The organism is Cupriavidus sp. GA3-3 (genome assembly GCF_000389805.1).
Taxonomy (GTDB): Bacteria; Pseudomonadota; Gammaproteobacteria; order Burkholderiales; family Burkholderiaceae; genus Cupriavidus; species Cupriavidus necator_D.
On the sequence record NZ_KB944471.1, the window covers coordinates 150,699 to 173,137 of the forward strand.

The 22,439-nt window shown below is 67.3% G+C and carries 21 protein-coding genes; 4 read left to right on the forward strand and 17 right to left on the reverse strand.

Annotated elements, in window-relative coordinates; translation table 11 throughout:
* Positions 1 to 59: 59 nt before the first annotated feature.
* The 10 genes from C265_RS10685 to C265_RS10730 all read right to left on the reverse strand — a co-directional run bounded on the left by C265_RS10685 (position 60) and on the right by C265_RS10730 (position 11,195).
* Positions 60 to 941 carry a MaoC/PaaZ C-terminal domain-containing protein gene (locus C265_RS10685; RefSeq protein ID WP_010810491.1) on the reverse strand — a complete coding sequence of 294 codons (882 nt, stop codon included), beginning with the start codon at positions 939 to 941 and terminating at the stop codon, positions 60 to 62.
* A complete protein-coding gene (gene phaZ2, locus C265_RS10690) occupies positions 941 to 3,097 on the reverse strand; it encodes a D-(-)-3-hydroxybutyrate oligomer hydrolase (protein ID WP_010810490.1) in 2,157 nt (718 codons plus the stop codon). Before phaZ2 ends, C265_RS10685 begins: the two co-directional genes overlap by 1 nt.
* 122 nt (positions 3,098 to 3,219) lie before the next feature.
* Positions 3,220 to 4,764 (reverse strand): long-chain fatty acid--CoA ligase, encoded by a 1,545-nt coding sequence (locus C265_RS10695; protein WP_010810489.1) that lies wholly within the window; start codon positions 4,762 to 4,764, stop codon positions 3,220 to 3,222.
* A 14-nt stretch (positions 4,765 to 4,778) separates the two neighbouring features.
* The gene (locus tag C265_RS10700) at positions 4,779 to 5,855 is read right to left on the reverse strand and encodes a branched-chain amino acid ABC transporter permease (protein ID WP_010810488.1); all 1,077 of its coding nucleotides are present in this window, start codon (positions 5,853 to 5,855) and stop codon (positions 4,779 to 4,781) included.
* An 11-nt stretch (positions 5,856 to 5,866) separates the two neighbouring features.
* Positions 5,867 to 6,892, reverse strand: coding sequence for a branched-chain amino acid ABC transporter permease (locus C265_RS10705; RefSeq protein WP_010810487.1), 1,026 nt, complete (start codon positions 6,890 to 6,892; stop codon positions 5,867 to 5,869).
* 15 nt (positions 6,893 to 6,907) lie between these two features.
* Complete coding sequence (locus tag C265_RS10710; RefSeq protein ID WP_010810486.1) at positions 6,908 to 7,648, reverse strand: ABC transporter ATP-binding protein; 741 nt, start codon at positions 7,646 to 7,648, stop codon at positions 6,908 to 6,910.
* Positions 7,641 to 8,402: an ABC transporter ATP-binding protein gene (locus tag C265_RS10715; RefSeq protein WP_037024138.1), complete on the reverse strand. Its 762-nt coding sequence runs from the start codon at positions 8,400 to 8,402 to the stop codon at positions 7,641 to 7,643. The genes C265_RS10710 and C265_RS10715 overlap by 8 nt, the downstream gene beginning before the upstream one ends.
* 92 nt (positions 8,403 to 8,494) lie before the next feature.
* Positions 8,495 to 9,682: a substrate-binding domain-containing protein gene (locus C265_RS10720; protein ID WP_010810484.1), complete on the reverse strand. Its 1,188-nt coding sequence runs from the start codon at positions 9,680 to 9,682 to the stop codon at positions 8,495 to 8,497.
* Positions 9,683 to 9,759: 77 nt separating this feature from the next.
* Positions 9,760 to 10,545 carry an enoyl-CoA hydratase/isomerase family protein gene (locus C265_RS10725; protein WP_010810483.1) on the reverse strand — a complete coding sequence of 262 codons (786 nt, stop codon included), beginning with the start codon at positions 10,543 to 10,545 and terminating at the stop codon, positions 9,760 to 9,762.
* The gene (locus C265_RS10730) at positions 10,542 to 11,195 is read right to left on the reverse strand and encodes a TetR/AcrR family transcriptional regulator (protein ID WP_010810482.1); all 654 of its coding nucleotides are present in this window, start codon (positions 11,193 to 11,195) and stop codon (positions 10,542 to 10,544) included. The genes C265_RS10725 and C265_RS10730 overlap by 4 nt, the downstream gene beginning before the upstream one ends.
* Positions 11,196 to 11,436: 241 nt before the next feature.
* Between C265_RS10730 and C265_RS10735 the strand changes: the two genes are divergently transcribed.
* Positions 11,437 to 12,345: an alpha/beta fold hydrolase gene (locus C265_RS10735; protein ID WP_010810481.1), complete on the forward strand. Its 909-nt coding sequence runs from the start codon at positions 11,437 to 11,439 to the stop codon at positions 12,343 to 12,345.
* On the opposite strand, the gene crcB is transcribed toward C265_RS10735, so the two are convergent.
* The 7 genes from crcB to C265_RS10770 all read right to left on the reverse strand — a co-directional run bounded on the left by crcB (position 12,295) and on the right by C265_RS10770 (position 18,958).
* Positions 12,295 to 12,675: a fluoride efflux transporter CrcB gene (gene crcB / locus C265_RS10740; protein ID WP_010810480.1), complete on the reverse strand. Its 381-nt coding sequence runs from the start codon at positions 12,673 to 12,675 to the stop codon at positions 12,295 to 12,297. The two genes, C265_RS10735 and crcB, sit on opposite strands and share 51 nt — an antisense overlap.
* A complete protein-coding gene (moaE, locus tag C265_RS10745; protein WP_010810479.1) occupies positions 12,675 to 13,193 on the reverse strand; it encodes a molybdopterin synthase catalytic subunit MoaE in 519 nt (172 codons plus the stop codon). The genes crcB and moaE overlap by 1 nt, the downstream gene beginning before the upstream one ends.
* Position 13,194: 1 nt before the next feature.
* A complete protein-coding gene (gene moaD, locus C265_RS10750; protein WP_010810478.1) occupies positions 13,195 to 13,452 on the reverse strand; it encodes a molybdopterin converting factor subunit 1 in 258 nt (85 codons plus the stop codon).
* A gap of 32 nt (positions 13,453 to 13,484) precedes the next feature.
* Positions 13,485 to 14,723 (reverse strand): gephyrin-like molybdotransferase Glp, encoded by a 1,239-nt coding sequence (glp, locus tag C265_RS10755; RefSeq protein ID WP_037024094.1) that lies wholly within the window; start codon positions 14,721 to 14,723, stop codon positions 13,485 to 13,487.
* Positions 14,724 to 14,895: 172 nt separating this feature from the next.
* The gene (thrC, locus tag C265_RS10760; RefSeq protein ID WP_010810476.1) at positions 14,896 to 16,341 is read right to left on the reverse strand and encodes a threonine synthase; all 1,446 of its coding nucleotides are present in this window, start codon (positions 16,339 to 16,341) and stop codon (positions 14,896 to 14,898) included.
* Between the two features lie 21 nt (positions 16,342 to 16,362).
* Entirely contained in the window at positions 16,363 to 17,673 is a 1,311-nt protein-coding gene (locus C265_RS10765) for a homoserine dehydrogenase (RefSeq protein WP_010810475.1), read from the reverse strand.
* Positions 17,674 to 17,722: 49 nt separating this feature from the next.
* Positions 17,723 to 18,958 carry a pyridoxal phosphate-dependent aminotransferase gene (locus C265_RS10770; protein WP_010810474.1) on the reverse strand — a complete coding sequence of 412 codons (1,236 nt, stop codon included), beginning with the start codon at positions 18,956 to 18,958 and terminating at the stop codon, positions 17,723 to 17,725.
* A gap of 344 nt (positions 18,959 to 19,302) precedes the next feature.
* On the opposite strand from C265_RS10770, the gene C265_RS10775 reads away from it, so the two are divergent.
* The 3 genes from C265_RS10775 to C265_RS10785 all read left to right on the forward strand — a co-directional run bounded on the left by C265_RS10775 (position 19,303) and on the right by C265_RS10785 (position 22,394).
* Positions 19,303 to 19,686, forward strand: coding sequence for an Mth938-like domain-containing protein (locus C265_RS10775; protein ID WP_010810473.1), 384 nt, complete (start codon positions 19,303 to 19,305; stop codon positions 19,684 to 19,686).
* Positions 19,687 to 19,812: 126 nt separating this feature from the next.
* Positions 19,813 to 20,277, forward strand: a complete 465-nt coding sequence (locus C265_RS10780; RefSeq protein ID WP_010810472.1) for a peroxiredoxin — start codon at positions 19,813 to 19,815, stop codon at positions 20,275 to 20,277.
* A 413-nt stretch (positions 20,278 to 20,690) separates the two neighbouring features.
* Positions 20,691 to 22,394 (forward strand): PhoH family protein, encoded by a 1,704-nt coding sequence (locus C265_RS10785; protein WP_010810471.1) that lies wholly within the window; start codon positions 20,691 to 20,693, stop codon positions 22,392 to 22,394.
* Positions 22,395 to 22,439: the final 45 nt, after the last annotated feature.

Consider the following 22,439-nt stretch of genomic DNA (forward strand, 5'->3'; position numbering starts at 1 on the left):
CCGCTGCTATGTCGACAACCGCCGCTCCCACGCTCGCAAGTGCCGCAAGCGATACGCAGCTAGGCGGCGCGGCAGGCCCCCTTGTCCGCCAGGTTGCGCACCAGCACCAGTGATTCGCCCTGCACCACCACGCGCCCGTCCGCGCCGGTGACCACGCTGGCCAGGTTGACCAGGTCCTTGCCGGCGCGCAGCCGCATGATGCGCACGCATGCCGTCAGCGGCTCATCCAGCCGCGCGGCTGAAGCGAGGCGCAGCGACTGCTTCATCCACCCCGTGCCCCGTCCGGGCAGCCGCGTGCCGAGCAGGTCCGAGAACATGCCGGCCAGCAGCGGCAGCGGCACCACCGGCCCGCCAAACCCGCGCGCGCGGGCAAAGGCCGGATCGGCGTGGTAGGGGTTGGCGTCGCCGGTCAGGGTGATGTAGTCGTCCAGGTCCGCCTGGGTGAAGGCGCGTGCCGCACCGGCTTCCTGACCGGGGCGCAGGCCGTACAGTGAGGCGTCGCCCGCCTCTGGCGCCGGTGCCGTGTCGCCGGGCAGCCGGGCCAGTTCCTCCGGCCCGGCATCCGGCAGCCAGAGCGATTCGCCCACGGCCGTGACGCGCTGCGCCTCGCCCGGCCCGCCCGCGCTGCCAACGGTGGTGCCGTAGCCCGCCAGTCCCGCCGGAGCGTGCTGCGGCGCCAGCGCGATCTGCACTGTGTCGCCAACGAAGGCCGGCGTGGGGAACATCAGCGTCTGCCCGACCGGCAACGCCGGCGCTGGCAGCTGCCGCCAGGTGTGGGCGCACAGCAGCGAAAACAGGAACATGCCGTGCGCCACGGTGGCACCGAAATGCGTGCCACGGGCAAAGGCCGGATCGCAGTGGATCGGGTTGTCGTCGTGCGACAAGGCGGCGAAGCGGTCAAAGTCGCGCTGCGACAGCACGCGCGGCAGGGCATCGTTCATCAGTCAGGCACCTGTACGGCATTAGCGTTGACAGTAATCGCGTTGCCGGCCGCAGGCGACGCGGCGAACGGCGGCACGTTGGACGGCAGCAGCGCCGGCGCGGGCGTGTTGAGGGTGCCGCCGCGCGGCGTGGTGCGCAGCACCTGCGACGGCGGCAGCGCCTTGCCCGCGGTGAGGTTGTCGTAGACCGCATCCAGGGCCCGGTTCAGGTAGACGTGCAGCGGCACATAGCGGTTGCTGTAGCCCGGCACCAGGCCGATGAAGGCATCGAAGTGCTGGGCGTTCTCGACCTCCACGTATGACAGCTTGCTGGTCACGCCCTCCTGCTGCCGGTTCAGGCCGAGATACGGACGCGAGGTATGGTTGACCGGCAGCAGCCCGTCGCTGCGCCCGTGCACGATCACCGCCGGCTTGCCGCGCAGGTTGCCGTTGCGCAGCGTCAGCGCCTGGCCGGCCTGCAAGGCGCGTGCCGCGGCGTCGGAGCCGGCCAGCAGGCTGCGCAGGCAGTTGGCGCCGTCGTAGTTCAGGTCTTCACGCAGCGTCGACGGTGAAACAGACGCCAGGTTCAGGTACGGGCCATGCTGCGGATCGAGGTCATTGATCAGCTGGACCGGCGGCTGCGGCGGCACGCCGTTGCCGGTGGCGAACATCGACGCCAGCGCCGCGGGTGCGATTGCCGCGGGCTTCAGGTCGGTCAGCGTGCTGGCAAAGCTGTAGCCGCACAGCCGGTCGGTGACGCTGGCCTGCGCATAGGCGTTGGCATAGTTGACCGAGATCGCGGCGGCCACGTCGAACACGGCCAGCGACGGGTGCAGATCGTCCGATTCCGCTTCCCAGCCGGCGTCACGCAGCGCCTGCAGCGCGCTGGCGCTCTGTTCGTCCGTGTTCGCGCCGCTCACCAGCCCCTTTTCCGCCAGCGTCTGGCAGCGGTTGGCAAAGAACGTCGCCGTGGCCGGGTTGGTGTAGAACGGCGCCTGGGTCAGCGCGGTGGCCCGCGCGGCGCAGTGCTGCAGCAGGTTGGCCGTGGTGGTGTAGTCGTACAGCGTGCGGCCCGAAGCTGCCACCGGCGTCGCGCCGCGTTGCACCACGATGCCGGTATTGGGCGGCATGTTCAGGTTGGGCTCGCCCACCGCCACGCCGTCGATCAGCCCGCCGGCATCCTGCTCGGCCGCCGCCACCGCGGCACCGCCGCCGTTGGACACGCTGGACGCGATCACCACGATCCTGTCCTTGTCCAGGGTGCGCTGGCGGGTGCCGTTGGCCGACACGGCGCCGAAGCGGTCATTGATCGCCCAGATCGCAAATTCCACCGCCTGCAGCGTGAACTTGCCCCAGTCCTTCTCCGGGTTGCGCTGTGAATGCGCGTGCTTGAACGCCAGCCGGTGCGGGTTGGCAGCGGTGAAGTCCGCCAGCGAGGTGGCCCCCGCCGGCGCGGCAAACTGCGCGTTCTTGCCGGCCGCCGCGCGCGTGGCGCGGGTGCCGTCGATCAGCGGCACGGTGTCGGTATCCAGGTCATGCGGCGCGGCGCCGGTGCCCTTGTCGGTATAGGCTACCGCGCAGCCGCGCTTCAGGCCCCACTCGCCGGTGGCGATGGCGCCATAGACGCCGCGCGAACCGGACGAGGTAGCGGTGATCATGCATGGCTTCGAGGTGTTGAACGACGCGGGAATCTGCACCAGCATGGTCACGTTCTGCTGGCCCGAGCCATCGTCCGAAAAGGCCAGGTACTCCACGCCGGCCACCTTGCCGTCGGAACCGGTGACATTGCCCTGCGCGTCGACATTGGGGCCGTAGAGCGAGCCGTAGCCGCCGCTGGCGGTGGTGTCGACGATGGCACGATAGTTGGTATGGATCGCATAGCGCCGCAGCTCCGCCGCGGTCGGCGCGGTGGGATTGGCCGGCAGTGGCGCGGTGGCGCTGGCCAGGCCGTCCTTGCCCAGGCCCGCAGTGAGCAGGTCGTCGGTGGTGCCGTTGTAGCTGTTGATCGTGACCGTGCCGATATTCGCCGGCTTGGTATTGGGGTTGCTGCCGTTGCCGTTGTTGTTGTCATCGCCCGAGCCGCAGGCGGCTGCCAGCATCGATGCGGCGGCCGCCAGCACCGTGAGCCTGAGGCGGCGTTTCTGTTTCTGCTGCGGCGGGATCTGCGTGGAATGCATGTCAACCTCCTCCTGTCGCACCCGGATGGCCGGGGCTGTCGAATTGTCTTCAGATCGAGGACTGCGGAGACTGCGAACTGCGGAAATCGGAAACACGGCAACCGCTGGCGCGGCCATGCGCCTCAGCCAGAGAACTGTGCGCGCAGCTTGTGTTTTTCCACCTTGCCGGACGGCGTGCGCGGCAGCGCGTCGAGAAAGCGCACATGGCGCGGCACCTTGTAGCCGGCCAGCTGCGCCTTGCAGTGGGCGATCACGGCATCGGCCTCCAGGACGGCGCCCGGGCGCAGCACCACCAGCGCCATGCCGACCTCGCCCCAGCGCGCATCCGGCGTGCCGATTACTGCGGCCTCGGCCACGCCCGGCAGCTGGAACAGCACGTTCTCGACTTCGGCCGGATAGACGTTCTCGCCGCCCGAGATAAACATGTCCTTGGCCCGGTCGACGATGTAGTAGTCGCCGTCCTCGTCACGATAGGCGATATCGCCGGAATGCAGCCAGCCGCCGCGGATCGCGGCCGCAGTGGCCTCGGGCAGATTCCAGTAGCCTGGCGTCACGCCGGGGCCCTTGATCAGCAGTTCGCCACGCTCGCCCGGGCCCACGTCCAATCCAGCCGCATCGACGATGCGCGTCAGCATCGACCCCACCGGCTTGCCGATGGTGCCGATCTTGCGGCGCGCGGTGTCTTCGTCGCAGACAAAGACCGTGGGGCCGGTCTCGGTCATGCCGAAGCCGAAGCAGATGGTCACGCCCTTGGCCAGGTAGGCCTCCAGCAACGGCCTGGGCACCGGCGAGCCCCCCGCTGACATATTGCGCACGCCGGCGAAGTCCGCGTGCGCGAAGCGCGGGTGCTGGCTCAGGAACAGGTAGACCGCCGGCACCGCGAAGAACATGGTAATGCCCTCGCCGCCGGCGCGGTCGAGCTTGCCCAGCACCACCTGCGGCTCGAACTGCCGCATGATGTGCACCGTGCCGCCCGCGTGCAGCACCGGGTTGGCATACAGGTTCAGGCCGCCGGTGTGGAAGAACGGCAGCACATTGAGGAACACATCGTCGCGCGTGATCTTGTTTGCCAGCATCGCGTTGACGGCGTTGAAGAAAACCATGCCGTAGGTCTGGATCACGCCCTTGGGCTTGCCGGTGGTGCCGGAGGTGTAGAGCAGGTGCCAGACTTCGGACTCATCGCGGCACGGCATCTCGATGATGCGGCCGGAAGCGGCATCGAGCACTGCCTCGTACTCGGTCCAGCCGCCGGGAACGTCAGCGGCCTCGTCGTCGGCCAGGTGCAGCACCGCACGCAGCGGCATGGCGCGCGCGAGATCCGCGGCCACTGCGAGGAAGCCGTCGCCGGCCACCAGCACCTCGGGCGTGCAGTCCTGCAGGATCGGCAGCAGCTCCGCCGCCGGCAGGCGCCAGTTCAGGCACACCATCACCATGCCGGCCTTGGCACAGCCATACAGCATCTCGAAATAATCCGAGCTGTTGTGCGCCAGCACCGCCACGCGCGTGCCCGGCGCCAGTTGCAGGTGGTCGCGCAGGTATTCCGCGAAGCGGCTGGCGCGTTCGTCGAATTTACGATAGGTCACCTGGCGGCCGCTCTCCACGTCCACCAGCGCGACCTTGTCGGGGAAATGCTGCGCATTCTTGTGCAGCCAGTCGATGACGTACATGCGCTAGCCTCCGCTCAGCTTGCCACGTCCTGCACGGGCCCGGTGCCGCGCAGCCGCCCCACTACGCCCTGCGGGAAATAATAGACGCTCAGGATAAACAGCAAGCCCAGCCACAGCAGCCAGCGGTCCGGATGCAGCAGCGACGACAGCAGCGGCAGCGCGGCGGTGGCTTCGCTGGCCAGTTTCATCACGTCCTGCAGGTAGGTTTGCGCCACCAGGAACAGCACCGTGCCGATCACCGCGCCATAGAGCGTGCCCATGCCGCCGATCACCACGATCAGCAGGATGTCGACCATGATCTCGAACGACAGCGAGGTATCGGGCCCGTTGTAGCGCAGCCAGATCGCCATCAGCACGCCCGCCAGCGTGGCGAACATCGCCGACAGCACCGTCGACACGGTGCGGTACACCACGGTGCGGTAGCCGATCGCCTCGGCGCGGAAGTCGTTCTCGCGGATCGCCTGCAGCACCCGGCCAAAGGGCGAGTTGACAATGCGCAGCAGCACCAGGAACAGCACCACCGCGCCGGCAAACACCAGGTAGTAGCTGAGCAGCTTGCCGCTCAGCGGCACGCCCAGCCATTCGGCCTCGCCCAGCGTGAAGCCGGGACGCAGCACCTCCGGCACCTTGAAGGTCAGCCCGTCCTCGCCTCCGGTCCATTCGGACAGCTGCGACACCAGCGTGGCAAAGGCGGTCGCCACCGCCAGCGTGATCATGGCAAAGAAGATCGCGCGCACCCGCAGCGAGAACAGCCCGATCAGGAACGCCAGCAGCGCTGACACCGCGAGCGCACCCACGGTGCCGGCCAGCAGCGCGCCCCAGCCCGGCTCCATGCGCGACATGGCGATGGCCACGCCATAGCCACCGATGCCGAAGAACATGGTGTGGGCAAAGGAAACGATGCCGGTATAGCCCAGCAGCAGGTCATAGCTGGCCACCAGCACCACGAAGATGCAGATCTTGGCCGCCATGTTGAGCGCGCGCGCGCCGGGGAAGGCGAAGGGCGCGCACGCCAGGGCCGCCAGGATCACCAGCAGGATCACGGTCAGCACGCGGCTGCGCGGCAGGTCGCCGGAGAGAAGTCGGATCATGGTCGTTACCCTCAGCGCCGCGCCACCGGAAACAGCCCCTGCGGGCGCCACAGCAGCACCAGCATCATCAGCAGGATGTTGGAGAACAGAGCCACCTTTGGGAACAGGAAACCGGTGTAGTTGGCCATCAGCCCCACCAGCAGCGCACCGACAAAGCAGCCCGTGGTCGATCCCAGCCCGCCGATGATGATGACGATAAAGATCAGCACATTCACCTGCGCACCGATCGCCGCGGTGATGTTCTGCTGGTACAGCCCCCACAGCACCCCGCCCAGCCCCGCCAGCGCCGCACCCGCGACGAACACGCCGATAAACAGGCGCCGCACGCGGTAGCCAAGCGCTTCGACCATCTCGCGGTTCTCCACGCCGGCGCGGATCAGCAGGCCGATGCGGGTGCGATTCAGCAGCAACAGCATGGCGATAAAGATCACCAGCCCCAGCGCCATCGCGATCAGCCGGTATTTCTCGATGGCGGCATCGCCGAGCAGCACCGCGCCGCGGAAAGTGGTGGGCACCTGCAGCGCGATGGTCTCGGGGCCCCAGATTGCCTTGATCAGCTGCTCGGCCACGATCATGCCGCCCATCGTGATCAGGATCTGCTTCAGGTGCTGGCCGTAGACCGGGCGCACCACCACGCGCTCGAAGAACAGCCCGACCGCGCCCGCGGCCACCATGGCCGCCGCGATTGCCAGCGCAAACACGGCCAGGTTCTGCGCCAGGCTGTCGGCCTCGACCCAGCCCGCCATCGGCAGCAGCACCGACGCCGCCACGTAGGCGCCCAGCGCGATAAAGGCGCCGTGGCCGAAGTTGAGCACGTCCATCAGGCCGAACACCAGCGTCAGGCCGGAGGAGACGACGAAGATGATCATGCCCATCGCCAGGCCGGCAATGGTCAGCGTGAGCCAGGTCGACGGGCTGCCGACCAGCGGATAGGCCAGCAGCATCAGCAGCGGCGCCAGCGCCAGCGGGGTCCAGTCGAGGCGCACCTTGGGCAGGTCCGACGGTGCGGCGGCCGGCAAAGTCGTTGAAGTGGTCATGTGTATTGTCCCGCCTTACTGGTGCGCAGCCAGCGACAGCCCCAGCAGCTTCTGCTGCAGAGACTCGTCTTCAGCCAGCGCCGCCATCGTTCCCGTGTGCACCGTCCGCCCATCGTCCATCACCGCCACCGTATCCCCCACCGACTTCGCCATATGGAAGTTCTGCTCCACCAGCAGGATCGACACCTCGGTCTGCTTGAGCTCGCGGAACACATGGACCATGTTCTGGATGATGGCCGGCGCCAGGCCCTTGGTGGGCTCGTCGACGATCAGCAGCTGGCGCGGCTCGATGATGGCGCGCGCCACCGACAGCATCTGCTTCTGCCCGCCCGACAGCACGCCGGCGCGCTGCTGCCAGAAGGTCTTAAGCGCCGGGAACATGCGGAACACCCAGTCCAGCCGGCGCTCGTCGATGGCGCCGGTGCGCGCTGCCAGGCGTATGTTCTCGGCCACGGTCAGGTCGGAGAACACGCTCATGTTCTCCGGCACGTAGGCAATGCCGGCCTGCGCGATCGCGGGCGTGCTGTGGCGCGTGATGTCGGTGCCGTCAAAGGTCACCGTGCCCGCGCTGGCCTGCCACAGGCCCATGATGGTGCGCAGCGTGGTGGTCTTGCCGGCACCGTTGCGCCCCAGCAGCATGGTCACGCCGCCACGCGGCACCTCGAAGCTCACGCCGTGCAGGATGTGGTACGGGCCGATATGGGTCTGCACGCCCTGCAGCCGCAGGATCGGCCCGGTTGCTTGTGCGTCAGCCATGGCTGCCCTCCTCTTCCGGCATGCCCAGGTAAGCCTGCTGCACCACCGGCGAGGCGATCACCTCGGCCGGGTCGCCGTCGGCTACCAGGGTGCCGTTGTGCAGCACGATGATGCGGTCGGCCAGCGAGCGCACCACGTCCATCTTGTGTTCGACCAGCAGCACGGTCTTGCTGCGGTCCTGGCGGATCTCGCGGATCAGGTCAAGGATCACCGGCACTTCATCAACGCTCATGCCCGCGGTGGGCTCGTCGAACATGAACACGCGCGGCTGCAGCGCCAGCAGGATGCCGACCTCCAGCTTGCGCTGGTCGCCGTGCGGCAGCGAGGCCACCGTCAGCTGGCGCTTGCCGGCCAGCGCCACGCGCTCCAGGATCGCCATGGCCTGCGCCTGCACGTCGCGGTGGCTGGTCCACATCGAGAACAGGTCGAGGCCGCGCTGCTGGCGCGCCTGCACCGCCAGGCGCACGTTCTCCAGCACCGACAGCTGCGGGAACAGGCTGGTCAGCTGGAAGGCGCGGCCGATGCCGCGGCGCGTCTTCTGCGACACCGGCAGGCGCGTCACGTCCTCGCCATCCAGCAGGATCTGCCCGGCCGTGGGCGGCAACTGGCCCGAGACCAGGTTGAAATACGTGGTCTTGCCGGCGCCGTTTGGGCCGACGATGCAGGTCAGCTCGCCGGGCCGGAACGCGCACGACACCGCATTGACGGCCACGTGGCCGCCAAAGCGGATGGTCAGGCCGCGCGTCTCCAGCAGCGGCTGCGCCCCGACGGCAGTCGCGCCGGCGTGCCCGGCGGCCGGCTGCGACGGCGCCGGCACGGACCGGGCGAAGGAGGCTGGCGCGTTCATCAGCGGTGGTTGCGCACGGGCACGGCCATCTCTTCGGGCTTGATCTCGCGCACGAGCTCAGGCACGCCCCAGGCGAAGGCCGGATCCACCTTGATCTTGAAGTGGTACATCGACTGCATGGCCTGGTGGTCTTCCTTGCGGAAGGTCATCTTGCCCTTGGGGGTGTCGAATGACATGCCTTCCATCGCCGTGATCAGCTTCTCGGTGCCGGTCTCGCCGCTGGTCTTCTTCAGCGCCTCGACCAGCGCGATGCCCGCGGTCATGCCGCCGGCCGTGAAGAAGTCGGGCGGCGCCTTGAACTTGCTGTAGTGGTTGGACACCAGCCACTCATTGGCCTTGTTCTTGGGGATGCCGAAGTAGTAGTACGTGGCCCCTTCCATGCCCGGGAAGTTCTTGTAGCTGGCCATCGCCGGCAGGATGTTGCCGCCGGTGGCAATCTCGATGCCGTAGCGCCTGGGATCCAGATCCGCGATCTTGAACGGGTTGCCGGCACCGGCCCAGATAATGAAGATCACCTTGCGGCCTGGCTTGTCCTTGAGCGAATCAAACAGCCGCTGCGCGCCTGCGGTGAAGTCCGTGGTACTGGTCGGCAGGTATTCCTCGTGCACGATCCTGGCGTTCTTCAGCGCGCCCTTGAAGGCCTTGACGCCGTCGCGGCCAAAAGCGTAGTCCTGCGCCAGCGTGGCGATCTGCACGCCCGGCTTGTCCAGCGCCACGGCGTTGGAGATTGCGTCCTGCGACGAATTGCGGCCGGTGCGGAAGATATAGCGGTTCCACTTGTCGCCGGTGATCGAGTCGGCCACCGCGGGTTCGACCAGCAGCACCTTCTTGTATTCCTCTGCCACCGGCAGCATCGCCAGCGCGGTGCCGGAAGAGGTGGGGCCGACCGCGATATCGGCGCGGTCGTCGCTGTAGGCGGCGGCCAGCTGGGCCTTGGCCACGTCCGGCTTGCCCTGGGTGTCTTTCTCGATCACCACCAGCTTGTTGCCGTTGACGGTCATGGTGCCGTTGGTGGCGTACTCCAGGCCCATCATCAGGCCGGTCTGGGTCTGCTTGGCGTAGGCTTCGAGCGCGCCGGTCTTGTCATAGACGTGCGCGATGCGGATGTCCTTGGCCAGCGCGGTGCCGGCGGCAAGCAGGCCGGCGGCCATGACCAGGGCACGTACGGCGAGTGGGTTGCGTTGCATTGCTGTCTCCTGTGTTCGGTCTCGTTTGTGTTTGTCTGGATGAAACCTGCTGCAACTGCCTGGGAAAGCTCTACAGACTATTCGCGCGCGCGCCCTGCCAGGAAGCGCCGCATGCCGTCGGCGGTCTCGGCACTGGCGATCTGTGCGACAAAGGCCGCGCGCTCCCGCTCAAGGCCGGCCGCCAGGGTGTCGGCGTCCCAGCGCAACAGCGCGCGCGTGCGGGCCACGCTGCCCGGCACCTTGCGCATGACGCCGCGCGCCAGCGTCGCGGCATCGGCCTCGGCCGAACCCGGTGCGGCCAGCGCGGTGGCCAGGCCAAGTGCCTCTGCCTCCGGCGCGGCGACGATCGTATTGTTCAGCTGCCACGCGCGCGCCCGCGGCGTGCCGACCAGCTGCGGCAGCATCGCGGTCCAGCCGCCGTCCGGGCTGAAGCCAACCACCGTGTAGTACGGCGCGATGCGCGCATCCCGCGCCAGCACCGCCATGTCGCACGCCAGCACCAAACCCAGCGAGCCGCCCGTCAGCCAGCCCTCCACGGCCGCCACCACCGGGCAGCGCAGCGCTGCCAGGCGCAGGATCGAACGGTTCAGCAGTGCCAGCAGCCGGTCGGCGTAGCTGGCTATCGCGTCGCCCTGCGCAGCGAATGCCGCGACATCGCCGCCGGTGGAGAAATTTTTCCCGGCATGCGTCAGCACCACGGCATGGATCGCCGGGTCGGCTTCAATCTCGTCCAGCGCGGCGAGCAGCGCTTCCAGCAACTCGGGCACCAGGTTGTTGTGCCGCTGCGGCCGGTTCAGGCGCAGCAGCGCCACGCCATCGACGGCGCGCTCCCACTGCACCAGGGGTTCTGCGTCAGCGTTCATCGCGGCTGCAGGCCGTGCGAGATCAGGTCGAAGGCGGTGTCGACCACCTTCTCCATCGAAGGCGGGCGCTTCCAGCGCGCATAGCGCATGCCCAGGAAGTTGCTGATGCCGATCAGGCACCAGGCGCGCACCTCGGCATCGCCGGGCACGATCTCGCCCTGCTCCTCGGCGCGCGTCAGGCGCCGGCTGTAGAGCTCGGCAAACACCTGGAAATAGCTGCTGTAGATGGTCTCGTCCACCGAGTACGAATCCAGCACGATCCGGTACAGGTTCTTGTGGCGCGAAACGAAAGAGAGAAATGCCTTCAGGCCCAGGCGCTCGGCTTCCATCTGGGTGGCCGCGGCGGCAACGTGCTTGCGCAGGTGGGCGCGCACCAGTTCCAGCATGTGCGCGACCAGCGCGCGGAAGATGTCCTCCTTGTCCTTGAAATACAGGTAGAAAGTGCCCATCGCGACCTTGGCTTCCTGCGTGATCTCGGAGATCGACGCGGCGTAATAGCCTTTCTCACCGAACACCTTCTCGGCCGCGCGCAGCAGCGCCTCGCGCGTCTTCTGCCCGCGCGCGGTCTTGGGCGGGCAGATGCCGCCGGCATGGCCGGGTTCGCGGGTTGCGCCGGTTTCGGGCGGTGCGCCCGTGTCGGTCTGGGACATCTTGTCTCCGGTGGCGCTGCGCGCCTTGTCATTGGAATGCCAGCCGCTTCATGTCATGCCGGCGCAGGCAGGTGCCTCCTCCGCGCCTGCCTGCGCCGGGAATCGCCACTCAGGCAAAACCTGATAGCTGATTCATGTTTCATCGTATAAATTGCCCACCGTGGATGTCAATAGAGAGGCACCCTCACCCGGTGGCATCCAGGCCGCTGCCCTTTACCCTCCTGCCAGGAGAGAACCGTCGTTGGACGCTCCCGATTCGGCACCTGCCGGCCCCGCTTCGCCGCCGTTCGCCAGCCACCCGGCACGCGGCGCCTTGCCAGGCTGGCGCGAAACCGGCCAGGGACGGCCGCTGCTGTTGCTGCACGGCTGGTCCGTCACCGGCGAGGCCTTCGACGGCCAGCGGGCGCTCGCACTGGCGGGATTCCGCGTGATCGCGCCCGACCATGCCGGCCACGGCCTGTCGCGCGAGCGCGACGGCACCACGATCACGGCGCTGGCACGCGACGTCGCCGGACTGGTTGCACACCTCGGGCTGACAGACGTGGTGGTGGCTGGCTGGTCGATGGGGGCGATGGTGGCATGGGCGCTGCTGCGCGACCATCCGGGTCTTCCGCTGGCAGCGGTCGGCAGCATCGACATGACACCGAGGCTGGTGACCGATGCGGCCTGGCCGCATGGCCTGCACGGCCACTATGAGATTGCACACGCCGCGCAGATGGCGGCCCGTATCCGGGCCGACTGGCCCCGGCTGGCGCCGTCGGTCGCGCTGGGAATGTGGTCGGCGGGAAGGCGCCCGGAAGGCGCCGCGATGCAGCGCATCGCGCACATGGCGGGCCAGTGCGATGCGTGGGCGCTTGCCGCTTTATGGGAAGACATGGCGCGCCAGGATTTCCGGGAGACATTGCGCGGTGCCGGGCTGCCGCTGTTCCACTTGTACGGGGAAGCCAGCCGGCTCTATGCGCCCGCGGTGGGCACCGCCACGCTGGCACTGCGGCCCGGAGCGGGATTCAGCGTGGTGGCCGGCGCCGGCCACAGCCCGCACATGGAGCAGCCGCAGGCATTCAATGCCGCGCTGCTGGGCCTGATCGCCCGGGCCGCGTCAGGCCAGCAGGCGGTAAGTCCAGAGGCCGAACGCGGTCAGCAGCAGTGAGCCGCCCAGGTGCAGCAGCAGGTGCAGCCCCGCCCAGCCATAGTCGCCGGCAATCAGGTTCGCCACCACCTCGCTGGAGAAGGTCGAGAACGTGGTCAGCCCGCCAAGGAAGCCGGTGATGGCCAGCAGGCGCCATTCCGGCGGCAGGCCCGCGTGCGTATCGAAGAACCCGACCGCCAGGCCGACCAGGTAGCCGCCCAGCAGGTTGGCCGCCAGCGTGCCATAGGGCAGCGCGGGATTGATCGCGTTCCACAGCACCGCAAAGCCCCAGCGCAGCCACGCACCCGCCGCGGCGCCTACGCCCACGGCGACAAAGCCGAGCGGCCCCATCAGGGCTGGCTCCCGCCCTGCTTCTCCGGTGGTGCGCCAGCATCGTCGCCGCTGGCATTGAACGATGCGATCCCCCAGCGCTGGAGGGCGGCTTCGTCGGTCACGCGGGCGTCGACCCAGCGCGCCCCTTCCGGGGTGTCTTCCTTCTTCCAGAACGGCGCTTCGGACTTGAGGTAGTCCATGATGAACTCGCACGCGGCAAAGGCATTGCCGCGATGCGCCGACGCCACCGCGACCATCACGATCTGGTCCAGCGGCTGCATCGGCCCGACGCGGTGGATGATGGTCACGCCCAGCAGCGCCCAGCGCGCGCACGCAGCCGCCTCGATCTGCGCCAGCGCCTTCTCGGTCATGCCCGGATAGTGCTCAAGCTCCATCGCGCTGACCGCGCTGCCGTCGCTGACATCGCGCACCGTGCCGATAAAGCTGGCCACCGCGCCGACCGCCGGATTGCCGGCACGCAGCGCAGCGACTTCCGCGCCGAGATCGAAATCCTCACGCTGCACCCTGATGCTCATCTCAGCCTCCGGTCACTGGTGGGAAAAAGGCGACTTCACAGCCGTCGGCAATCGCCGTATCGGGGCGCGCCACCGCATGGTCGACGGCCATGCGCAGCGCGCGGCCTTCAGCCAGGGTCTCGGCCCAGGCGCCGCCGCGCTGGCGCAGCCACTGGCGCAGTTCGCCCACGGTGCGCACGTCGGCCGGCACCTCGGCGCGCTCTTCAGCCACGCCCAGCTGCTCGCGCACGCTGGCAAAGAATCGGAGTTCGATGGTCATCACAGCTTCTGTGTCCTGGTAACGCTGGCCGGCTATGCGAGCAGGCCGTCAAACGGAATGAACTGCACGGTATCGCCGCGCGCGATCGGCTGGTTGGGCGGATTGTCGATCAGGCCGTCGCCCCAGACGGTGGAGGTCAGCACGCCCGAGCTCTGGTTGGGGAACAGGTCCAGGCCGCCCTCGGCATTGATGCGCGCGCGCAGGAACTCATTGCGGCGGTCGCCCTTGTTCAGTTCGAAGTCCGCGCGCAGCGGCAGGCGCCGCGGCGTCACGCCGGCCACGCCCTGCAGGCGCAGGATGAACGGGCGCACGAACAGCAGGAAGGTCACGAAGCTGGACACCGGGTTGCCCGGCAAACCCAGGAAGAACGCCGGCCCGGCATCGTTGTTGACCTGCCCGAACGCCAGCGGCTTGCCCGGCTTGATCGCGATCTGCCACATGTCGAGCCGCCCCTCGGCCTCGACCGCGGGCTTGATATGGTCTTCCTCGCCGACCGAAACGCCGCCCGAGGTGATGATCAGGTCGTGTCCCTGCGCCGCGCGGCGCAGCGTCTCGCGCGTAGCGGCCAGCGTGTCGGGAACGATGCCGAAGTCGCTGACCTCGCAGCCCAGGTTTTCCAGCAGGCCGCGCAGGGTGAAGCGGTTGGAGTTGTAGATGGCGCCCGGCTTGAGTGGCTCGCCCGGCATCGCCAGTTCATCGCCGGTGAAGAACACGGCGACGCGCACGCGCCGCACCACGTCCAGCTTCGCCTGGCCGACCGATGCGGCCAGCCCCAGCGCCTGCGGCGTCAGCCGCGTGCCGGCCGGCAGGATCACGCTGCCGGCCTCGATATCCTCGCCCGCGCGCCGCACCCATTCACCGGATTGCGGCACGTGGTTGACGATCACGTCCTCGCCCTCGGCGGTGCATTGCTCCTGCATCACCACGGCGTCGGCGCCCGGCGGGATCAGCCCGCCGGTGAAGATGCGCGCGGCGGTGCCGGGTTCCAGCGCGGTGCCGACATGGCCGGCGGGAATCCGTTGCGACACGCGCAGCCGCGTGCCGGCAGCGGGCACATCGCCCGCGCGCATGGCGTAGCCGTCCATCGAGGTATTGTCTGCCGGCGGCACGCGCAGCGTGCTGGTCACGGGCGCGGCCAGCACGCGGCCGTTGGCGTGGAGCGTGTCGATGGATTCAAGCTGCGCCAGCGGACGGGCGGCGCCGAGCAGCGCGTCGAGCGCCTGGGCCATGGTCAGCATCGGGGGGCGGGAAGGTGCTGCGGCTTGGGTCATGGTGCGATGTGGGAAAGTGTTGGCCCACGAAAAACGGCCCGCGCATTGCCGGCACCACTTGGTTGGGGCAGGCAATCCGGGGGCCGAAGATCGGGCCCGCAGCCTGATTGTAGCGAGTTGGCGCGGGCCCGGCATGCGGCAGCGCCGCAGCGGGCTGCACGCGCCCGCGCGCTTACAGGCCGGTGTGGCCGGCGATATAGGCCTTGACCTGTGCGGCGTCGGCCGGCATCACTTCAAAGCGCTGCGGCAGGCTCTCGATGCCCTCGAACTTTGCGGGGCGCTCCGGCTCGTGGCCGAGCGCTTCGCGGATAGTGTCGGCAAACTTGGCCGGCAGCGCGGTTTCCAGCACCACCATCGGCACGCCGGCGCTGAGATGCTCGCGCGCCACCTTGACGCCATCGGCGGTGTGGGTATCGATGGTGATGTCGTAGCGCGAAGACAGGTCGCGGATGGTCGCTACGCGGTCGTCGTGCGTGCTGCGGCCCGAGACAAAGCCGAACTCGCGGATGCGGTCGAATTCCGGCGTGCCCGACAGGTCGAAGCCGCCCTTCTCTTCCACGTCGCGGAACAGCGCCACCAGCTTGCCGGCGTCCTGGCCGAGCAGGTCGAACACGAAGCGCTCGAAGTTCGAGGCCTTGGAAATATCCATGCTCGGGCTCGAGGTGTGGTACGTCTCGGCCGACTTGCGCACGCGGTAGGCACCGGTGCGGAAGAACTCGTCGAGCACGTCGTTCTCGTTGGTGGCCACTACCAGCTTGTCGATCGGCAGGCCCATCATGCGCGCGATATGGCCGGCGCAGACGTTGCCGAAGTTGCCCGACGGCACGCAGAACGACACCTTCTGGCCGGGGCCGCTGGTGGCCAGCAGCCAGCCCTTGAAGTAGTACACCACCTGGGCCACCACGCGTGCCCAGTTGATCGAGTTGACCGTGCCGATCTTCTGGCGCGCCTTGTAGTCGAGGTCGTTGGAGACCGCCTTGACGATGTCCTGGCAATCGTCGAACACGCCTTCGACGGCAAGGTTGAAGATGTTGGCGTCCTGCAGGCTGAACATCTGCGCGGTCTGGAACGCGCTCATCTTGCGGTGCGGGCTCAGCATGAACACGCGGATGCCGCGCTTGCCGCGCATGGCGTATTCTGCCGCGCTGCCGGTATCGCCGGAAGTCGCGCCCAGGATGTTCAGCTCCTGCCCGGCGCGGCCCAGCGCGTACTCGAACAGGTTGCCGAGCAGCTGCATCGCCATGTCCTTGAAGGCCAGCGTCGGGCCGTTGGACAGGCCCAGCAGTTGCAGCCTGGTGCCACCTTCCTCGCCGAGCGTGCGCAGCGGCGTGATGTCGGCGGTGTTGTCGCCCTCGCGCGCGTTGCAGTACACCTCGGGCGTATAGGTCTTGCGCGTCAGCGCGCGCAGGTCCTCGGCAGGAATATCGTCGCAGAACTTGCGCAGGATCTCGTAGGCCAGGTCGGCATACGACAGCTTGCGCCAGGCCTCCAGTTCGTCGGCGGTGACTTGCGGGTACTGCGTAGGCAGGTACAGCCCGCCGTCCGGCGCCAGGCCGCCCAGCAGGATCTCGGAAAACGATTGCGGCATCTCATGGCCGCGGGTCGACTGGTATTTCATGTGAATCAGCAGGTCCGGCCCTTAGTTCAGTTCTTCCATGCGCAGGCGCGTCACGGCGGACAGCACGGTGGGCAGCGCCTCGATCTTGGCGATCGCCGCGTTGACGTGCTTCTCGCGCGTGATGTGCGTGAGGATGATGATGTCGGTCTGCGGCTCGCCCTCGCGCGATTCCTTCTGCAGCATGGCGTCGATCGAGATGCCGCCCTCGGCCAGGATGCGGGTGATCTCGGCCAGCACGCCGGTCTCGTCGGCCACGCGCATGCGCAGGTAGTACGAGCTGTTGATCTCTTCGATCGGCAGCACCGGCACGCTCGACAGCTCGTCCGGCTGGAACGCCAGGTGCGGCACGCGGTGGTTGGGATCGGCGGTGTGCAGGCGGGTCACGTCGACCAGGTCAGCGATCACGGCCGAGGCGGTCGGCTCGGCGCCGGCACCCTTGCCGTAGTAGAGCGTCGCGCCCACGGCGTCGCCCTGCACCAGCACCGCGTTCATCGCGCCTTCGACGTTGGCGATCAGGCGCGAGGCCGGCACCAGCGTCGGATGCACGCGCAGCTCGACACCGTCGTCGCGGCGGCGGGTGATGCCCAGCAGCTTGATGCGGTAGCCCAGTTCCTCGGCGTACTTGATGTCGATGGCTGACAGCTTGGTGATGCCTTCCACGTGGGCCTTGTCGAACTGCACCGGCATGCCGAAGGCGATCGCGCTCATCAGCGTGACCTTGTGCGCGGCATCGACGCCTTCGATGTCGAAGGTCGGGTCGGCTTCGGCGTAGCCGAGCTGCTGGGCTTCCTTCAGCACCACGTCGAAATCGAGGCCCTTGTCGCGCATCTCGGACAGGATGAAGTTGGTGGTGCCGTTGATGATGCCGGCGATCCACTGGATGCGGTTGGCGGTCAGGCCTTCGCGCAGCGCCTTGATGATGGGGATGCCGCCGGCGACGGCAGCCTCGAATGCCACGATCACGCCCTTGCGGCGCGCGGCCTCGAAGATCTCGTTGCCGTGCACGGCCAGCAGCGCCTTGTTGGCGGTGACCACGTGCTTGCCGTTCTCGATCGCCTTGAGCACCAGCTCGCGCGCGATGCCGTAGCCGCCGATCAGTTCGATGACGATGTCGATGTCGGGGCGGTTGACCACCTCGTTGGCATCGCTGACGATCTCCACTTCCCCGTTGGTCAGTTCGCGCGCGCGTTCGGTGTTGAGATCGGCCACGATGGCAATCTCGATGCCGCGGCCGGCGCGGCGGCGAATTTCTTCCTGATTGCGCTTGAGCACGTTGAACGTGCCGCTACCGACGGTACCGATGCCGAGCAGGCCAACTTTGATGGGGTTCATGGACAATCTTCTGAGTTGCTAAGGATGAATTGCGGCGCGGCCCGCGAAATCAGGCCGCTGCCTTGCCGTGGCGTTTTCGGTACGCCTCGAGGAAGCGCGCGATGCGGCCGATGGCCTCGCGCAGGTCTTCCTCGTGCGGCAGGAACACGATGCGGAAATGATCGGGCTTGGCCCAGTTGAAGCCCGAGCCCTGCACCAGCAGCACCTTGGACTCCTGCAGCAGTTCGTAGATGAACTCCTGGTCGTCCTGCACCGGGTACATCGACAGGTCGAGCTTGGGGAACAGGTACAGTGCCGCCTTGGGCTTGACGCAGGTAACACCCGGGATCGCGGTGATCAGCTCGTAGGCCAGGTCGCGCTGGCGGCGCAGGCGTCCGCCTTCATTGACCAGGTCGTTGATGCTCTGGTAGCCGCCCAGCGCGGTCTGGATCGCCCACTGGCCCGGAACGTTGGCGCACAGGCGCATCGACGACAGCATGTTCAGGCCTTCGATATAGTCGATGGCCGGGCGCTTGTCGCCCGACACCACCATCCAGCCGGCGCGGTAGCCGCATGAGCGGTAGTTCTTCGACAGGCCGTTGAAGGTCACGGTCAGCACATCGGTCGAGAGCGAGGCGATCGAGGTGTGGGTGTGGCCGTCGTACAGGACCTTGTCGTAGATCTCGTCGGCATAGATGATCAGGCCGTGCTCGCGCGCGATGGCGACGATCTCGAGCAGCAGCTCGTCCGAATACAGCGCCCCGGTGGGGTTGTTCGGGTTGATGATGACGATGGCCTTGGTATGCGGCGTGATACGGGCGCGGATATCGGCCGGATCGGGCATCCAGTCGTTGGACTCGTCGCAGATATAGTGCACCGGCGTGCCGCCCGAGAGGCTCACCGCGGCGGTCCACAGCGGGTAGTCCGGCGCCGGCACCAGCACTTCGTCGCCGGCATTGAGCAGCGCGTTGACGGCCATCACGATCAGTTCGGAGGCACCGTTGCCCACATATATATCGTCCAGGCCAACGCCTTCGATATTTTTTTGCTGGGTATAGTGCATGATCGCCTTGCGTGCGGCGAAAATGCCCTTGGAATCAGAATAACCTGCCGAATTCGGCAGGTTTCGCATCATGTCCTGCTGAATCTCTTCCGGCGCGTCAAAGCCGAACACGGCCAGGTTGCCGATATTCAGCTTGATGATCTTGTGCCCTTCTTCCTCCATCTGCTTGGCCTTTTCCAGCACCGGTCCGCGGATGTCGTAGCAAACGTTATTGAGTTTGTTGGATTTCTGGATGGGTTTCACGGCGATGTCGGGCAAGCGTAGCGTGCCGCGTCGGCGGCACCGGACAGGGAATCTGGGCGAATCTGAATTAATGCCGAAGCCCCGTGCGGAAGCCCCGCGCCGGGGCGACGTCCGCTGCAATGCAACGCGAACGTGGCAGACAGGGAGGCAAAAGCTATAATTTATCGGATTATGACAGACTTCGGCAGGGATTCTTGCATTGCAGCGTGCGCTTGCCGCGCACACGCCAGGCGCCTGCGCACTGTCGTCCATCCTGTCGCCCACACCGTACCCGCCCGGGGTGCCGGCCATCCGCCCCACGGGCCGGCCCGCCAGCCCGTGGCGGCCGCCGCAGAGGCCTCCAAGTGAAACTCCACGCCGACCAGCCCCAATCGCTCAATACCGTCACGGCCTACGGGCCGGGCTACATCGAGATCAACCTCGTCCGTCACACCAACTCGGTCCTGGTCATGCCCGAGGGCGAGGTCCGGCCCTGGCCGGTCAGCCGCTTCGAAGACCTGGAGCCTGCGCATTTCGAGCAGCTGGTGGAACTCGGCCCCGAAGTGGTGCTGCTCGGCACCGGCTCGCGGCTGCGCTTCCCGCACCCGCGCCTGACCGCGTCGCTGTCGCGCCGCCATGTCGGGGTGGACGCCATGGACCTGCAGGCCGCCTGCCGCACCTACAACATCCTGATGGCGGAAGGCCGCAAGGTGGCGGCGGTGCTGCTGCTCGAAGCGGAAGCCGCCTGATCTTTGCAAAAGTTGAGCCGGCGCCACGCTTGAAGTCCGGCAGGGCGCCCCAATCTGCCCCGCCAAGGTGGCAGCCCCCTCACCCGATTCTCCCGATCCCCTGCCCCTCCCCCAGGAGCCACAAGCATGACCGTCAGTCTGAACAAGGCCGTACCCGACTTCAGCGCGCCGATGACCGGCGACGCCACCTTCCGCCTTGCCGACTACCGCGGCAAGACGGTGGTGCTGTACTTCTACCCGAAGGACAACACGCCGGGTTGCACCACGGAGGCCATGAACTTCCGCGACCAGTATGAGGACTTCCAAAAGGCCGGCGTGCAGGTGTTCGGCATCTCGCGCGACAGCATCCGCTCGCACGAGAACTTCAAGGCCAAGCTTGAGCTGCCCTTCGAGCTGATCTCCGACGCCGACGAAGCCGTGTGCACGCTGTTCGATGTCATCAAGCTGAAAAAGCTCTATGGCAAGGAGCACCGGGGCATCGAGCGCAGCACCTTCATCATCGACGGCAAGGGCATCCTGCGCCACGAGCTGCGCGGCATCAAGGTGCCGAACCATGTTGACGAAGTCCTGGAAATCGTGCGCGGGCTCTGAGGTATCGCGTCGGTATCGGCCTTGCCACGACACGGACGCCAGCCCGGCCGTGCTGTGTCGCAACACGCCGTTGGCAAACCCAATTGCCAAACCCAAAACCTTCGGATACATTGGCCCGTAATGAGTTCAGATTCCGGATGCCACGCTGTTTCGACTCCCCGGCCCAGGCGGTTCGCGCCACAGGCCGGTAGCGGACCTGCCGTGTCGGCAGTCCGCAAAAGAGCCGCCAATCCTGTTATGCAGGCATGGCGGCTTTTTTGTTTGCAACCGCGTCTGTCCTCATGCCTGTCCGCGCCGGGAGCCTCGCGCATGCATGCCCCGGCCATCGGCCGCCACGCCGTCTCCGACGTATCGCGGCGTCGCGGCACGGACACCCTCGCCCCCTTCTTGTCCCCCTGAAAGGAAAGCCAAGCATGCCGCTGCCTACCATGCCCGCCAAGCCTGCCCAATTGCTGGATCCGAGCGAGTTTGCTCCGGTCTCCGCGGTGCCCAAGGCCAAAGCCGCCACACAGGGCAAGAAACCTGTGCCGGCGCTCGAGCGCGTGGCATTGCTGGAAACCGGCGACACCGAGGTGCCTGAGGTCCAGGCCCGCGCCGCCGGTGGCACCCGTGCCCGCAGCACCGAGACCCCGGCCGTATCGACGCCTGCCGTCAATGCCGCACCGGTCAGCCTGGTCAAGCCGTCCACCGGCCCCACGCGCCGCGCCCGCAAGTCCGAAGGCCCGAGCAAGCTGTTCGTGCTCGACACCAACGTGCTGATGCACGACCCGGCCTCGCTGTTCCGCTTCGAGGAACACGACATCTATCTGCCGATGATGACGCTCGAAGAGCTGGACAACCACAAGAAGGGCATGAGCGAAGTCGCGCGCAACGCGCGCATGGTCAGCCGCACGCTCGATTCGCTGGTGGGCGGCACCGACGGCGTGCTCGACGAAGGCCTGCCGCTGGCCAAGCTGGGCAACCGCGACGCGCAGGGCAAGCTGTTCTTCCAGACGCGCCTGAACGACATCAAGCTGCCTGAAGGCCTGCCGCAGGGCAAGGCCGACAACCAGATCCTGGGCGTGGTCAGCGCGCTGCAGCAGCAGTACCCCGAGCGCCAGGTCGTGCTGGTGTCGAAAGACATCAACATGCGCATCAAGGCGCGCGCACTGGGCCTGCCGGCCGAAGACTACTTCAACGACCAGGTCCTGGAAGACAAGGACCTGCTCTATGCCGGCGTGCTGCAGCTGCCCGGCGACTTCTGGACCAGGCACGGCAAGGGCGTGGAAAGCTGGCAGGACCCGAAGTCAGGCGCCATGTTCTACCGGCTCACCGGGCCGCTGGTGCCGTCGTTCCTGGTCAACCAGTTCGTCTACCTGGAACCGGTCGACGGCAGCCTGCCGCTGTACGCGCAGGTCAAGGAGATCAACGGCAAGACCGCGCTGCTGCAGACCCTCAAGGACTACACGCACCACAAGAACAATGTGTGGAGCGTGACCGCCCGCAACCGCGAGCAGAACTTCGCGCTCAACCTGCTGATGAACCCGGACATCGACTTCGTCACGCTGCTCGGCCAGGCCGGCACCGGCAAGACCCTGCTGGCGCTGGCAGCCGGGCTGGAACAGGTGCTGGACCAGAAGCAGTACAACGAGATCATCGTCACGCGCGCGACGGTGCCGGTGGGCGAAGACATCGGCTTCCTGCCCGGCACCGAGGAAGAGAAGATGCAGCCCTGGATGGGCGCGTTCGACGACAACCTCGAGGTGCTGCAGAAGAGCGACGACAGCGCCGGCGACTGGGGACGCGCCGCCACGCAGGAGCTGATCCGGTCGCGCATCAAGGTCAAGAGCATGAACTTCATGCGCGGGCGCACCTTCGTCAACAAGTTCGTCATCATCGACGAGGCACAGAACCTGACGCCCAAGCAGATGAAGACGCTGGTGACGCGCGCGGGCCCGGGTACCAAGATCATCTGCCTGGGCAATATCGCGCAGATCGACACGCCGTACCTGACCGAGGGTTCGTCGGGCCTGACCTACGTGGTCGACCGCTTCAAGGGCTGGAGCCACAGCGGCCATATCACGCTGGCGCGCGGCGAACGCTCGCGCCTGGCCGACCACGCCGGCGACGTGCTCTGACACCGGCAACCTGCGGGCGCGCCCTGCCGGTGGCGGGGCGCGCCC